The organism is Pseudomonas sp. COW5, assembly GCF_026240005.1.
Lineage (GTDB): Bacteria > Pseudomonadota > Gammaproteobacteria > Pseudomonadales > Pseudomonadaceae > Aquipseudomonas > Aquipseudomonas kribbensis.
The window spans coordinates 814,034-826,821 of record NZ_JAPHVP010000001.1 but is presented as its reverse complement, the minus strand read 5'-3'; the positions used below and the strand labels follow the sequence as shown (position 1 = coordinate 826,821).

Below are 12,788 nucleotides of genomic sequence, written 5' to 3'. Positions count from 1 at the left end.
AATAAATACTCAATGCCGCCACGTCTTAAGTCGGATAGGGAATGCACAGGGAGTCGATGTATCGTAGCGAACCACTGCAAAAGTCCTGACAGGAGAACGCAATGACCTGGTCCGCCAAACAATACGTCGCTTTCGAAGATGAACGCACCCGCCCGGCCCGAGACCTGCTGGCGGCGATTCCCACGCGGGAGGCGCGCTCCGTGGTCGATATCGGTTGCGGCCCCGGCAACTCGACCGAGCTGCTGGTGGAGCGTTTCCCGGGGGCGAACGTGCAGGGCCTCGACAGTTCGCCGGACATGATCGACGCCGCGCGCAAGCGACTGCCGCAGTTGCGGTTCGAGGTGGCGGACATTGATAAATGGGCGGATGCGGGGCCATTCGATGTGATTTTCGCCAACGCGGTGTTGCAGTGGGTGCCGGATCACGGGGCGTTGTTGCCGGCGCTGGCGGGCAAGCTGGCGCAGGGTGGCAGTCTGGCGATTCAGATGCCGGACAACCTCAACGAGCCGTCCCATCGATTGATGCGTGAAGTGGCTGCCAGCGGGCCGTGGGCCAGCAAACTGGCCGGTGCGGCGGGGCAGCGGACCGAGATGGCGGATGCCAGTGCTTACTTTTCGATGCTGCGTCCGCATTGCTCGCGGGTCGATGTGTGGCGCACCACCTATCACCATCAACTGGCGGGCGGCGCTTCAGGTGTAGTCGAGTGGTTCAAGGGCAGCGGTTTGATTCCGTTCCTCAGCCCGCTGACGGAAGCGGAGCGGGCGGAGTATCTGGCGCGCTATCTGGCGGAGGTTGCGAAGGCTTATCCGGCGCTGGCGGATGGGTCGGTGTTGTTGCCGTTTCCGCGGTTGTTCATCGTCGCCACACGTTGAAATGAAAAAGGGCCGATTGGGATCGGCCCTTTCTTTTTGCGGTCAGCGCTGTACGGCGACCAGCATCATCATCGGCCGCTCGCGTTCTTCGGCGAGCGCCGGTTGCGCGGCCACTTCGTCATCGCTCGGGCCCCATTCGTTGACGTGTTGAATCGTGAAGCCTGCGCCAATCAACGCGTTGAGTAGCGTGCCGACCGTACGATGCTGCTTGATCACTCCGTCCGCCAGCCAGTTCGTAACCCGTTCGCCCTCCATCTGATAGCTGTCCAGCGGCCAGCGCTTGTTGCCCTCGCTGTCGATCAGCCAGCCCGGATTGCGCGGCGCCATGAAGATCGGGTGCTCAATGGAAAACACGAAGTGCGCACCGGGTTTAAGCGCCGCATGCAGCTTGGCGAACAGCCCCGAGAGATCCTTGATGTAGTGCAGGGCCAGTGAGCTGTAGGCCAGATCGAAAGTGCACGCAGGCAAGTCGAGCTGTTCCAGGTCGGCACGTTCGTAGCGGATGTTCGCGGCCGAGGTGGTTTCCTGCGCCCGTTCGAGCATTTTCTCCGAGACATCCAGCCCCAGCACGTCGGCTGCACCCTGTTCGCTGGCCCAGCGGCAGAACCAGCCGTAGCCGCAGCCCAGATCCACCACCCGCAAACCGTGCAGGGAGGGCAACAAGGCTTTCAGCGCCGGCCATTCCGGCGCGGCATCGAGGCCGCCGATGGAGCGGTTCATCTGGCTGTAGCCCTGGAAAAATTCGGGGTCGTCGTAGATGTTCTGGGTCATGGTTTGGTGCTCGTTTGAATTTGATTCGGGTGGCTCAACGGCCACGATCTGAAGTCCCTCGAAACGTGATGGCGCGTATTCGTCGATGGCCGCGCAGGGGGAGGGTGGTGGGTGATGGGGAAATGCTAGCGGGTCGTGACGAGCGTGAGAACCGAGGGAGTGTTGGGGATCTGTAAACGTGGTTTTTCGATTCGGGATGTTTAAAGAGTGGGTCCTGTTTACTGATCCTTCCCACAAGGTTTTCAGGTTGTCCGTCGGAAGTGCGGGCTCTAGCCTGTGAGGGTCGCTGATGAATCGGCGATCGGGATTGGAACCCCGAGGAGAGTTGGAACGTACAATCGTTATTCATGACGTATGCTGCGCACCTTGAATGTGTGCACTCTGTTATGGCGGCTGTGCGCGGGAGACCTTCGGGTCTGCCGGGTTGTCTCTCCCCGGGTTCCAACCTGCGTACAGCTGCCTCCTTTCGCGTGGAACCGAATGGGTCAGCTCAAACTTGTACTTTGAGAGATGAAATCATGTTCAAACCAACTCCGAACCCACCTGAAGTCGAAACCGACCCAACGTCCCCCTACACCTCAATCGACTCCAGAAAACTCAACGACGCCGCCAACCGCGCCCTCGATCACTATCTCTGCCCCGGCGCCCATGTCATGGGCACGACCAACCAGCCTGAACCGATGTACTTCGCCAACCCGGCCTACAACACCGAATCCCTGCTGGCCAACGCCAGCGAATCCCTGGGCTCGGCCAGCGAAATGCTCAGCAACTTCGCCGCCGTGCTCGAACCGTCCCATCGCAGGACAGCGCTGGGGATCGCGCAAGTCGTGATGCTGGGGGAATTGGCAGTGAATCAGGCGCTGGATCATATTGAGGTGAAGAGCTGAATTGCAGCTGTTCTGGCAGGCATAAAAAAACCGGCTCATTGAGCCGGTTTTTCTTTACGAAGGTTGTCTCGTATAAATCTTCAAGGTGAGCAGGGCTTCAGCTGATCGACATCAGTGCCACTGCCAGCGCTACGGTCAACCTCGCCATTGTTCCCGATATGAATTTTAGTCGCGGGCCATTTCGGAGTGATCCTGATGCAATGGTTCTGCCCGGAATTACGCCAATCAAATTCCATAAAAAAATCATCATCGGGAAACAGATGCCCTGGTCCGCCCGTAGACTCTCCGGGGGCAAGGTTTCCGTGAAAGATCTCATTTTGCGTATTCAGCACAAACCTCAAATCCCCTGTGCCTTCTTTCGAGAAATCAATCTCGACGCGTGGCACTGCGACGTACCCAACCAGATACGTCAACACCACCAGAATAAGTACCCGCATAACGATATAGAGCGGGCGTCGCTTACTTGCATTCGTGGACACGGACTACATCTCCCCATGTCTTGGCAATGAAAAAACGTGTTTATCGCCCAAGCGTGCGGAAGAAAGCATGAGTCGTCCTTGTTGAGTACGTCCGTTAACCCCAAGCGTCCTCTTGGGCGTGCGAATGCTAGCGGAATCTCAAGAACTGATCGCTGGGAAACATCTGAAAACATGGCGAGCATCACGCCATGTTTGTGTGCGGCGATTCCTACAGGATTACTGGTCGTTCGTTCGGATGTTGTTCTTTTCAGTGGGCATCGGTGAAGAAAAGATCACCCTCAAGGGCGCGATCTTTCCGGGCTTCAAAGGTGGCATCAAGCAACTAGACACTCTGCGCCGCCTCGGCGCGCAGCAGCTACCGCTGACGCTGACCACCGGCTATGGCGACGTGCTCGACACCCTGTGTTACCACGCTTATGTTCACCTGAACGGAACGGTCGAGGCGGTGCTGGATGCTAATCAGGGCATGGCCGACGAGCCGCAACCGTATCGCGCCGGCATCGTGATCGAGCTGCCGGATCTGCCGGCGCCCGACGACAGTGAGGTGATGCTGTGTGGCTGAAATGTCGCCTGGATTTGTGATAGCAATTTGCTAGATGAATCCGGCACCGATAGACTTGTCATTTTTAGGAAAATGCGAGCGCTATTACATGGAAAAGTCGACAGAACTGAGAGAAGTCAAACGCAGTATCAAAGAAGAAATCCCTCATCGCATCATCTGGTTCGTCGTCTCCGTTGCAGTAATAGCTCTATTAGCTTTGATCCCAGTGATCGGCTGGATTTTGGCATTGGTGATGGTGTTTGCGGTTTTTACAAAGATTTTCGGTTTTCGGGAATCCTTTCTGGTCGGCAACTGCCCTACCTGTACCAAGCTGTTGCCTGTCCCTGATACAGACGTTTTTGCTTGCCCCGTTTGCAACAGTGTTATTGCTGTTGGAGAAGACAGCCTGACCATCGTTAAAACCGACTGATCTGCAATGCCATGTAGCTAGCAGAAAAGATGAAACCTATTAAGCCCGCCTTGTGCGGGCTTTTTATTGGACAAGGTTGTTTCGTATAAATCTTCAAGGTGCGCAGGGCTCCAACTGATCGACATCGGTGCCACTGCCAGCGCCACGGTCAACCTCGCCATTGTTTCCGATATGAATTTTAGTCGTGGGCCATTTCGGGGTGATCCTGATGCAATGGCGACTCCTACAGGATTACTGGTCGTTCGTTCGGATGTCGTTCTTTTCAGTGGGCATTGGATAGTGCTCGTTCTCGTATTGCTCGATAAGCACTGCGAGGTTTTCCAGTTCATTTCCATCGGACGATCCGGGTTCAGCCCCCCCAGAGCTTTTCCATCCGAGCAAATGCAATGTTCAGGTCTTTTCGGTTACGGATGGTATCGCTGTTCATGGCAGGTTTTCCGTGCAGATCATATCCATCGGGTTCGAGCCAACATACGCAACGCAGCCGAAGCCAAAAACGCGGAACGACTCTTTTCCTCCGGATGCTGGCTGACGTGAAGGTCTATGCGGCTCAACAAATAGCCTGGGAGTGTGATGTTGATCTTTTGCGTACTCCCCAGGCACTGACTGATGTCCACATCCACCAACGCCCATACGCAGTTTTCAAACCTCGGATCGGAAACATGGTTACTGACCTTGCTGGCGGCAGGTATCACGGCACCGCTCTCAGCGAGAATCTCGATGTGGGTTTGTATCCCCTCTTTGGCCATTTCCAACGCATGGTCCTGATCGTTTCCGGCGGAGAAACAACCGGGGAAGTCTGGTACTTCAACACCCCATGTTGTGTCGCCTTCGCTGGGGGATATTGCGATTGGATAAAGCATGCGGATTATTTCCCTTGAGGCCAAACGCTTCGATATAAGAGCGCTCACGACATGAGTGCCTGATTGTCAGGAGCGTAAGCGCAGCCGGGGAGAATTCAATCAACGTGTTGTTTCTGAATGGTTCAAAACTAGCTTGCGTGTCATTAGACATCAGGCCTCAAAAAACGGCCATCTACGTCGGTCTACTGAATTTCTCCCCCGTAATGATCCGCGCGAGACTCTCGTATTCTTTTTCGTGCAAAAGCTTGAGAACCACGCCAACGTCAGAATGAAAAAGCCCGGCACTTGGCCGGGCAATTTTGGATATCCACTAACGTAATCAGGCTTGCTTTTCACGCGCAGCCAGCATCACTTCATTCTGTTTTTTGGTGGCTTCGGTCAGCACTTCACTGTAAACGCGCTTCTTTTCTTCCGATTTCGCATTACGAATGAAGTCTGCGAATGGACTCGTGTACTCTTTTTGGGGGCCGGGTTTCATGGAAAACATGGGGTTACTCCGTGATTTATCCCAAGCATAGCCATTAGGTCATACCTCATATGCTTCTCTGGCGGCTAAACATAAGGAGGAATAGCGTAACTGCAATCAACGGTGTGTTTCTGAATTGTTCTTTGCCGAACAAGCAGTTGACCTCAAACTCCAGACACAAAAAAACCGGCCATCAAGGCCGGTTTTTTTCATCCCCCGTCAAACCACGACGCAGGACATGAATTCGATTGGAGCGGGTGAAGGGAATCGAACCCTCGTTATCAGCTTGGGAAGCTGGAGTAATGCCATTATACGACACCCGCTCAGAGCGGCTGACTTTGTACCAGACTCGGCCACGGATTTGAAGTTTTCTTTGCGTGTGGCGAGCGGAAAAGCCTGAATCAGAGCCGGATCGGTCAATCGCGGGCAAGTGCTGCGGGCTGGAGGACGGCTTTATCTCAGACCCGCAGGCTTGCTCGCGACGACACTGTTTCAAACGGCCAATGCATGGTGATCCTGAGTAAACGGGTGACGCGTTCGGCTGATAGGCTGCTGTGCAGGTTTCAGGAAACCGAGTAAGGCGTTCTGGCTGTCCCGGCAAGCGGACTTGTGTTCCATGTCGAGAAAGTGCCCGGTGGCCTGCAGGGTGGTGAAGGTGCTTTGCGCCACGTGGTTGCCGAACAGCCGGGCGTCTTCGGCGGCGGTGTATTCGTCCCATTCGCCATTCATGAACAGCACCGGCACGTTGATCTTCTTCGCCGCGTTCAGATAGCACTGGCGATCACTGTTCAGCACGTTGCTGATGTGAAAGTGCATCTGCCCGTATTCGTGCTCGGCGAGACTGCTCACGTGGCGATAGTTGAAGCGCTTGAACAACGACGGCAGGTGCTTGCCGATGGTGTTGTTGACCAAGTGGCCCACCCGGTCGCCGTCGCGTTTGCCGAGGCATTCGACGCCGCGCTCCAGGTAGTCGAGCATGTGCGCGTTGACCACCGGAGAGAACGAGCTGATCACGGCTTTTTCGATGCGCCGGGGCTGGTGCGCGAGAGCGACCATGGTCGCGGCGCCACCCCAGGAAAACGACAAAACATGTTCGGCGGCGAAGTGGTCGATCAGCTCCAGCAGGATCAGACCTTCGACTTCTTTCGTCAGATGTTTCTCGTGGCGATTGTGGACTTTCGACCTGCCCGCGTAGGGCTGGTCGTAGCAAACCACGTTGAATTGCGGGTGCAGATTTTTCACGGTCTGTGCAAACGACGCAGTCGTGGCCATCGAGCCGTTGACCAGAATAATGGTCTTTTCCGCGGCGTCTGCGCGATAGAACTCCGTGTAAACCCGATACTGACCCTGTATATCCAGCACAGCGATTTCTGGCCTCATGTCATAAGACTCCTGGCAAGCAAGCGGGTATGCGCGCAAATAGAGATTGCACGAGCTTTGTGACAGGTAGGCATACGCCTGGAATTTTGGAGCCCATGTCGATCCGGAACGGCAGGTCGACGGGTATTGTTATTGGCGGGCAATTTGCCGGCTGAGGCGGAGCCCTGAGGGCTCTCTACCGGCAAAAGGTTTCTTAGAAGTTATGTGTGACTCATCGGTCACAATTTGGCCGACGTCCTGATTCAAGCAGGGGGATCCGGATCGCGCAAGTGCCGTTGGTAAATTGTTCGACAACTTCTGCTGAGCGGTCGGCGGCTTAGAACAAATGGATCTCTTCGGTGCGCAGGGCGCGGTATTCGCCCGGTTTTAGCGCGTTATCCAGGTGCAGCAGGCCCATGGATTCGCGGTGCAGGCGCAGCACTTTGTTGTTGAAGTGACCGAACATGCGCTTCACCTGATGGTAGCGACCTTCGACGATGCTCAACCGCGCCGTTCGCGGGCCGAGCAGCTCCAGCTGCGCCGGTTGGGTAGTCAGGTCCTCGAAGGCGAAGTAGATCCCCTCGGCGAACTTGATCGCATATTCCGGGCCGATCTCCTGCTCGGTCTCGACGTAATAGACCTTCGGAAGTTTGGTCTGGGGCTGAGTCAGGCGCCGGGACCAGCTGCCGTCGTTGGTGATCAGCATCAGCCCGGTGGTGTTGAAGTCCAGACGCCCGGCAATGTGCAGGTCGTCCTTGTCCGGTTCATGGATCAGGTCGAGCACGGTCGGATGCTCGGGATCGCGCGTCGCGCTGACGCAACCCTGGGGTTTGTGCAGCATGAAGTAGCGCGCCGGTTTCCCCGTTTGCAGCACTTCGTCGTCGACTTCGACGCGGCTGAATTCCAGGACTTCGCTGTGGGGATCGCTGACGACTTTTCCGTCAATGCGCACGCGCTTTTCCACCAGCAACAGGCGAACCTGCTTGCGGTTGAAGCGGGGCAGGTTACTGAGGAAACGATCGACACGCATGATCAGGAATCGGCAGGGAGCGGGGCGCGCATCTTACGGGATCGATGGCTTGGCCGCTTGCAGTTGCGCCTCGACCCGGGCGCAACGCGGGCACAGACAGGACTTGTCGCGCAGTTCCGGCGGCAGGGCTTCGAGCACTGCCGGGTCAATGGACACGCCGTAGCACCAGCAGGCGCGGTCAGCGGTGCGCGGGTCGGCCAGGGTGCAGTCGTTGCGGGCGCCGCAGGCCGGGCAGAGGTCAGGTTTGTTCATGGGGCTCAGGCATAGGTCGATTGATGCATTTCCACGCAGATGCGATTGCGGCCGGTCTGTTTGGCCCGGTACATCGCATGATCGGCCCGGGACAGCAGGCTGTGCAAGGTGTCATCCCGTTGCAGGGTGGTGGCTCCGATGCTGACCGTCAGATTCAGGGTGTGACCGTTGTAGGCATATTCATGCTGTTCGACGTGCTGGCGGATCTTCTCGGCAATCTTCTGACCGGTCTCACCGTCAGTGTCCTTCAGCAGAACGATAAATTCCTCACCGCCCCAACGGCAGACGATGTCGGAATGGCGCAGGCAGCTTTGCAGGTCCCGGGCGAAACCGATCAAAACCTGATCGCCGGCCATGTGTCCGTAGGTGTCGTTCAACACCTTGAAGTGATCCAGATCCAGCAGCAGCGCCGTCAGCGGTTTCGGCTCGCGATGGGCTTCCTGCAAGGCCTGCCCGGCGAGCAGGTCGAAGCCCCGGCGGTTGGGGAGTTCGGTGAGGCTGTCGAGGGTGGCCTGGGCGTGGATCTTGTCCTGATAGCGTTTGATCAGGCGATTGACCAGCGCCAGCACGATCAGCGTCACCAGCAGGCAAATCAGCAGGTTGAGGTACAGCGACTGGCGAATCTCGCTCAGTGCACCGTCTTCGCGTTTATCGACGAACAGGTACCAGTTCAGCTCCGGAATAAACCGCACGTTGAGGAAATGTCCCTGGCCGTGGGCGGAATATTCGTAACTGCCGCTGTGGGGCTTGGGTAACTGGCTGACCAGACCTTTCATGCTGTCGAGATCCGTCAGGCTTTTCCCGACCCGCGCACCTTCCGGCCCGCCTTCGGCGCCGGTCAGTACCAGTCGGCCGAAAGTGTCGACGAAGTAAACGCTGCGTTGATAGCGCTGCTGATACTTGTCGATCAGCTTGATCACCGCATCCACGGTCAGTCCCACGCCAGCGGCGCCGATGAAGCGATCGTTGTAATCGAAGACCTTGTAGTTGATGAAAAAGGTCATGTTGTCTTTGTTGGCCAGGTCTGGGTCGACGTTGATCTCGTAGGGATCTTTCATGTCGCGCACGCGGAAGTACCAGGCGTCGCGTGGCTCGTCGATCTTCACCTGCTTGAGCACGCCCTTGGCGTGGTAGTAGGTGTGGCTGCTGTTGGAGACGAAGAACGCGGTGTAGGCGCCGTAGTGGGTCATGACCTCGTCGAGGTAGCGGGTCATCTGGTCGCTGTCTTTCTCGCCGTTCACCACCCAGTCGCGCATGAAGGTGTCGCGAGACATCATCGAGGAAATCAGGATCGGTCTGACGAGGTCTTTCTGGATTTCCGAATAAACGGTGTCGGAGGTCAGCGGCAGTTCGGTGTTGACGATGTTGTCGCGGATCGAGGCGCGCGAGGCGTAGTAGCTGAGCAGCGAGGTGGCGAGGAAGCCTGCGCCGAGGAGGGCGACCAGCGTCAATACCAGCGAACGTTGGGAGTAAAACGCAGATCTGAGCGGCATTGGCAATTCCGTTGACGGTGGCCCGATGGCAGCATTCTAGTGGCAGTGGCGGGGAAAAGGTTGCGGCATATTTGCCTGAAATGAGCAGCCTGTTGCGCCGCTGATCCGACGGGCGCTTGAAGTTGGCACTCGGTTGCGGTTTGCCAGTCAAAACTCTTGTCAGCCGGTCTGTGCCGACTGCTGTCGCAGGTCTTTCAGGAGGCCGTCATGCGTATTTCAAAATTGCTGCGTCGGGTGCTGCTTGGAGCAGTGCTCGGGCTTGGGCTGTCCGGTTGTTACTACTATGGTGGCGGCTACGACGTTTACTCCGCGCCTTATTACTATCCAGGCTATTACTCGCCCTATTACTACGGTGGCTACTACGGCCCGCGCTATTACGGCGGCGCACGTTACTACTATGGCGGTTACGGGTATCGAGGCTACGGGCGAGGTTATCGCGGTGGCTATCATGGTGGGCACCACTGATCAGCGGCTGAATGCGGCGTCGTTATCGTGAACAAGGTTTCATAATTCACATGTTTCAACTTGTTACAGAAACGCACCAGATTCGGAAAACGCTGTCAGATATCTCGTCAGTCGCCGAATGAAAGACTGACGCCTGCCAGCGTCGCTGGTGTGGCTACCCGCGGTCCAGGAGGCCGCCATGTATCGCCGAATTCTTCTGCTTGCCGCGTTGCTTTTTTCCGTTGCCGGTTGCGTCCCTTATTCCTACGGAGACAGCTATTACAGGTCAGAGGTCTACACATCACCCGCACCGGCTTACTACACAGGTGGCGGCACTTATTACAGCGGTGGCAGCACCTACTATTCAGCCCCGCGCTACTACCAGCCAGCACCACGCTATTACCAACCGGCGCCACGTTATTACTCGGCGCCCCGGTACTACCAACCGGCCCCGCGCTACTACGAGAGCCGCCGCTGGCACGGCGATGATCGCGGACGCTGGGATGGCCACCGTCGTGGCGGCTGGGACGATCACCGCGGTCGTGGTAACCATGACCGCGGCGATCACTGGCGCGGTAACCGCTGGTAACCCCCCGCAAAAAAGCGGCGCATTGAGCGCCGCTTTTTTTTGCCTGTTTTTCGGCAATAAGGTGTATCGAACCATCTCCTAATAGGTTCTCGGAACCCTCCTACAGTTTTATTTCTGAACATTTGTTAGCGTTTGTATGCATACGTTGATGTTGAAAAACTTCAATTTCAGGGAGGTGTGTAAGCGCGGGATATTGCTCAGATATGAATCTTCTTATCATTCATCAAAATTTTCCCGGTCAATTTCGTCATGTGGCGTTGGAAGCATTGCACAGGCGTCTGGTAGTCGTAGCAGTTGGGCGCGATACGGCGCCAGGTGTTGCTGGTGTGAAGTTGTATCGATATAGGCCATCAAGAAAAAATATTTACGGCGCTCATGCTTGTTTACATAAGTGTGAAGAGGCTGTTTCCGATGGGCAGCAAGTTAAAAGAATATTGTTGGGGCTTAATCAGGCAGGTTTTCGGCCTGATGTAATACTCGCACATCCAGGGTGGGGAGAAACGCTATTCGTCAAGGATGTGTATCCGGAAGTGCCTCTTGTGCATTTGTGCGAATACTATTATCGAGCGCAAGGAGCGGACTCTGATTTCGATCCCGAGTTTCCTTGTGCGATCGATGCGTTTTCAAGGCTCGGAATCTTGAATTCGATGCATCTTTTGAATATCGAGCAATGTAATGTCGGCATTGCACCTACACAATGGCAGCGCAGCCTTTTTCCGAAAGCATATCAGTCTAAAATTCGCGTCATTCACGAAGGTGTTGTTCAGGTTGCTGATTCGGAAAATTTAAAGTCCGTAACTTTGTCTGACGGGTGCACGATAACAGCAGGTCAGCCTGTTGTGACTTATGTCGCCAGAAATCTTGAACCGTATCGTGGGTTTCATAGTTTTATGCGAGCCATTCCTCGTATCCAGGAAATATGCCCGAATGCGCAAATTATTGTAATAGGCGGAGAGGGTGTCAGTTATGGACGGATGCCCGTTGGATACCCGAACTGGCGGAGCAAGATGCTCGCGGAAGTGGATGTTGATATTTCCCGGGTTCACTTTGTGGGGAAGTTGACTTATCAAACATATAGATCGGTTCTGAGTCTTTCAAAGGCTCACGTGTATTTGACATATCCGTTTGTACTGTCGTGGTCTCTATTGGAGGCAATGGCGTCTGGCTGTGTTGTCATCGGCTCAGATACCGCTCCTGTACGGGAAATTATCGAGAGTGGAGCTAACGGAATACTTGTGGACTTTTTTGACGCTGAAGGAATCGCCTCGGCAGTGTGCAGGGTTTTAACGTCTTTCGGTGGCTTTGAGTCTATGAAGGACGCGGCGAGGTTGAAAGCAAGCGAATTCGATGTGGTTAAAGGAGTAAGCGGCTACTTCGAAGTGTTCAATGAGTTGATGAAGTGAGTTGTCTCGAGTGACGTGAGTGATCATTTTAAAATGGAGATTTGAAATGCTGAAGATGTCTCGCAAGGAAGTTTTTCGTCAGTGCAGACGGGCGGTTAAATATGGACTGTTGCTAGCGATCTGTTATTGGATGGTTGATTTCTATATCCGGTGGGAAGAGGCTGCAGAAAAGCGGGCGATTTATCAGAAAAAACAGGGGGAGTGCAGCAGGAAACTGGCGGGTATGGAGCAGGTCCCTATCCTTGGCGGCAGTCTGCTGGACCGGACAAGGATTCCCGGGTTCCATTTTGGATCGACATTAAGGAGCGACGGTTCCTGTATTGCCGATCTTCTTGATGGGTCATTCTGGTGGACGGGAAAAGAACTGTTACCTGTGTATGAAACTCTTGGGGTAGAACCACCCAGCAGCTGGACGCATTTCCACGTTACCGCCAGGCTTTTCACAAGAAGGGATACCACGGCACCGCACAATATGGGCGGGCGGCATGTGAATTGGCCGGATGAACTGATTGTTAAGCTGAAAAATTATCCAGGCCTGGAACTTTGGCTTACCGCGCCTCCACCCAGTATCAAAAATGAATTCTCTGTTCGAATTTTTGTTATGCGCGACTGGCGTCGGCGTGATGGAACGCCACGGAAGATAAATTGTGAAGGTTTAAATTCGCCAGAATCTAAAGCTTCTGCAAGCGGTTTGAGTAAAGCCTATCTTTTGAAAATGAATAAGGAGCAGCTGGAGAATTTGGAGTTTGGGAGTTTGCGTACGCATTGTACGGTCGGGTTGCACCATTTCGACTTTGCAGGTGGGGATGCTCGTATACATTTGGGTACCGAGGGTTTGCGGGGTGCTCCAGAAGCGCTTAAGGCTGTCAGTGACTATCTTTCACATTCAATTATTACAGGGAAGTAAAT

The 12,788-nt window shown here is 55.2% G+C and carries 16 protein-coding genes, 1 tRNA gene and 1 pseudogene; 9 read left to right on the top strand and 9 right to left on the bottom strand.

Annotated features, from left to right (window positions below; all coding sequences use genetic code 11):
- The first annotated feature begins 101 nt into the window (after nucleotides 1-101).
- Entirely contained in the window at nucleotides 102-872 is a 771-nt protein-coding gene (gene tam / locus OQ248_RS03755) for a trans-aconitate 2-methyltransferase (protein WP_265812068.1), read from the top strand.
- Nucleotides 873-914: 42 nt separating this feature from the next.
- Here the strand turns inward: tam and OQ248_RS03750 are convergent, their stop codons facing one another.
- Complete coding sequence (locus OQ248_RS03750) at nucleotides 915-1,643, bottom strand: class I SAM-dependent methyltransferase (protein ID WP_265812067.1); 729 nt, start codon at nucleotides 1,641-1,643, stop codon at nucleotides 915-917.
- 518 nt (nucleotides 1,644-2,161) lie between these two features.
- Here OQ248_RS03750 and OQ248_RS03745 point away from each other — a divergent pair.
- Nucleotides 2,162-2,530, top strand: a complete 369-nt coding sequence (locus OQ248_RS03745; protein ID WP_265812066.1) for a DUF6124 family protein — start codon at nucleotides 2,162-2,164, stop codon at nucleotides 2,528-2,530.
- Between the two features lie 80 nt (nucleotides 2,531-2,610).
- Here the strand turns inward: OQ248_RS03745 and OQ248_RS03740 are convergent, their stop codons facing one another.
- Complete coding sequence (locus tag OQ248_RS03740; RefSeq protein ID WP_265812065.1) at nucleotides 2,611-3,009, bottom strand: hypothetical protein; 399 nt, start codon at nucleotides 3,007-3,009, stop codon at nucleotides 2,611-2,613.
- A gap of 124 nt (nucleotides 3,010-3,133) precedes the next feature.
- Here OQ248_RS03740 and OQ248_RS29035 point away from each other — a divergent pair.
- The 3 genes and pseudogenes from OQ248_RS29035 to OQ248_RS03725 form a co-directional block, all read left to right on the top strand.
- Nucleotides 3,134-3,391: pseudogene (locus OQ248_RS29035) on the top strand (phage tail protein); the annotation flags it as partial.
- Complete coding sequence (locus OQ248_RS03730; protein ID WP_265815060.1) at nucleotides 3,371-3,571, top strand: tail protein X; 201 nt, start codon at nucleotides 3,371-3,373, stop codon at nucleotides 3,569-3,571. The pseudogene OQ248_RS29035 and the gene OQ248_RS03730, both read left to right, overlap by 21 nt.
- An 88-nt stretch (nucleotides 3,572-3,659) precedes the next feature.
- Nucleotides 3,660-3,980, top strand: coding sequence for a hypothetical protein (locus tag OQ248_RS03725; RefSeq protein WP_265812064.1), 321 nt, complete (start codon nucleotides 3,660-3,662; stop codon nucleotides 3,978-3,980).
- 446 nt (nucleotides 3,981-4,426) lie between these two features.
- On the opposite strand, the gene OQ248_RS03720 is transcribed toward OQ248_RS03725, so the two are convergent.
- The 7 genes from OQ248_RS03720 to OQ248_RS03690 all read right to left on the bottom strand — a co-directional run bounded on the left by OQ248_RS03720 (nucleotide 4,427) and on the right by OQ248_RS03690 (nucleotide 9,443).
- Nucleotides 4,427-4,843 (bottom strand): type II toxin-antitoxin system HicB family antitoxin, encoded by a 417-nt coding sequence (locus OQ248_RS03720; RefSeq protein WP_265812063.1) that lies wholly within the window; start codon nucleotides 4,841-4,843, stop codon nucleotides 4,427-4,429.
- Nucleotides 4,844-5,162: 319 nt separating this feature from the next.
- Entirely contained in the window at nucleotides 5,163-5,330 is a 168-nt protein-coding gene (locus OQ248_RS03715; RefSeq protein WP_265812062.1) for a hypothetical protein, read from the bottom strand.
- A gap of 228 nt (nucleotides 5,331-5,558) precedes the next feature.
- Nucleotides 5,559-5,632, bottom strand: a tRNA-Gly gene (locus tag OQ248_RS03710).
- 169 nt (nucleotides 5,633-5,801) lie between these two features.
- Nucleotides 5,802-6,689, bottom strand: a complete 888-nt coding sequence (locus OQ248_RS03705) for an alpha/beta hydrolase (protein WP_265812061.1) — start codon at nucleotides 6,687-6,689, stop codon at nucleotides 5,802-5,804.
- Nucleotides 6,690-7,005: 316 nt separating this feature from the next.
- Complete coding sequence (locus OQ248_RS03700) at nucleotides 7,006-7,698, bottom strand: pseudouridine synthase (protein ID WP_265812060.1); 693 nt, start codon at nucleotides 7,696-7,698, stop codon at nucleotides 7,006-7,008.
- A 33-nt stretch (nucleotides 7,699-7,731) separates the two neighbouring features.
- Nucleotides 7,732-7,950 carry a cysteine-rich CWC family protein gene (locus OQ248_RS03695; protein WP_265812059.1) on the bottom strand — a complete coding sequence of 73 codons (219 nt, stop codon included), beginning with the start codon at nucleotides 7,948-7,950 and terminating at the stop codon, nucleotides 7,732-7,734.
- Between the two features lie 5 nt (nucleotides 7,951-7,955).
- Nucleotides 7,956-9,443, bottom strand: a complete 1,488-nt coding sequence (locus OQ248_RS03690) for a sensor domain-containing diguanylate cyclase (protein ID WP_265812058.1) — start codon at nucleotides 9,441-9,443, stop codon at nucleotides 7,956-7,958.
- Between the two features lie 207 nt (nucleotides 9,444-9,650).
- On the opposite strand from OQ248_RS03690, the gene OQ248_RS03685 reads away from it, so the two are divergent.
- From OQ248_RS03685 to OQ248_RS03670, 4 genes are all read left to right on the top strand, one after another.
- Nucleotides 9,651-9,908: a hypothetical protein gene (locus tag OQ248_RS03685; protein ID WP_265812057.1), complete on the top strand. Its 258-nt coding sequence runs from the start codon at nucleotides 9,651-9,653 to the stop codon at nucleotides 9,906-9,908.
- 178 nt (nucleotides 9,909-10,086) lie between these two features.
- Entirely contained in the window at nucleotides 10,087-10,476 is a 390-nt protein-coding gene (locus OQ248_RS03680) for a hypothetical protein (protein WP_085710220.1), read from the top strand.
- Nucleotides 10,477-10,679: 203 nt separating this feature from the next.
- A complete protein-coding gene (locus OQ248_RS03675; protein ID WP_265812056.1) occupies nucleotides 10,680-11,879 on the top strand; it encodes a glycosyltransferase family 4 protein in 1,200 nt (399 codons plus the stop codon).
- A gap of 46 nt (nucleotides 11,880-11,925) precedes the next feature.
- Entirely contained in the window at nucleotides 11,926-12,786 is an 861-nt protein-coding gene (locus OQ248_RS03670; RefSeq protein WP_265812055.1) for a hypothetical protein, read from the top strand.
- The last annotated feature ends 2 nt before the right edge of the window (nucleotides 12,787-12,788 follow it).

Excerpts from the sequence above, each read along its gene's own strand:
- tam (WP_265812068.1), top strand. The coding sequence starts at position 102 with ATGACCTGGTCCGCCAAACAATACGTCGCTTTCGAAGATGAACGCACC.
- OQ248_RS03750 (WP_265812067.1), bottom strand. The coding sequence starts at position 1,643 with ATGACCCAGAACATCTACGACGACCCCGAATTTTTCCAGGGCTACAGC.
- OQ248_RS03745 (WP_265812066.1), top strand. The coding sequence starts at position 2,162 with ATGTTCAAACCAACTCCGAACCCACCTGAAGTCGAAACCGACCCAACG.
- OQ248_RS03725 (WP_265812064.1), top strand. The coding sequence starts at position 3,660 with ATGGAAAAGTCGACAGAACTGAGAGAAGTCAAACGCAGTATCAAAGAA.
- OQ248_RS03720 (WP_265812063.1), bottom strand. The coding sequence starts at position 4,843 with ATGCTTTATCCAATCGCAATATCCCCCAGCGAAGGCGACACAACATGG.
- OQ248_RS03715 (WP_265812062.1), bottom strand. The coding sequence starts at position 5,330 with ATGTTTTCCATGAAACCCGGCCCCCAAAAAGAGTACACGAGTCCATTC.
- OQ248_RS03705 (WP_265812061.1), bottom strand. The coding sequence starts at position 6,689 with ATGAGGCCAGAAATCGCTGTGCTGGATATACAGGGTCAGTATCGGGTT.
- OQ248_RS03700 (WP_265812060.1), bottom strand. The coding sequence starts at position 7,698 with ATGCGTGTCGATCGTTTCCTCAGTAACCTGCCCCGCTTCAACCGCAAG.
- OQ248_RS03695 (WP_265812059.1), bottom strand. The coding sequence starts at position 7,950 with ATGAACAAACCTGACCTCTGCCCGGCCTGCGGCGCCCGCAACGACTGC.
- OQ248_RS03690 (WP_265812058.1), bottom strand. The coding sequence starts at position 9,443 with ATGCCGCTCAGATCTGCGTTTTACTCCCAACGTTCGCTGGTATTGACG.
- OQ248_RS03685 (WP_265812057.1), top strand. The coding sequence starts at position 9,651 with ATGCGTATTTCAAAATTGCTGCGTCGGGTGCTGCTTGGAGCAGTGCTC.
- OQ248_RS03680 (WP_085710220.1), top strand. The coding sequence starts at position 10,087 with ATGTATCGCCGAATTCTTCTGCTTGCCGCGTTGCTTTTTTCCGTTGCC.
- OQ248_RS03675 (WP_265812056.1), top strand. The coding sequence starts at position 10,680 with ATGAATCTTCTTATCATTCATCAAAATTTTCCCGGTCAATTTCGTCAT.
- OQ248_RS03670 (WP_265812055.1), top strand. The coding sequence starts at position 11,926 with ATGCTGAAGATGTCTCGCAAGGAAGTTTTTCGTCAGTGCAGACGGGCG.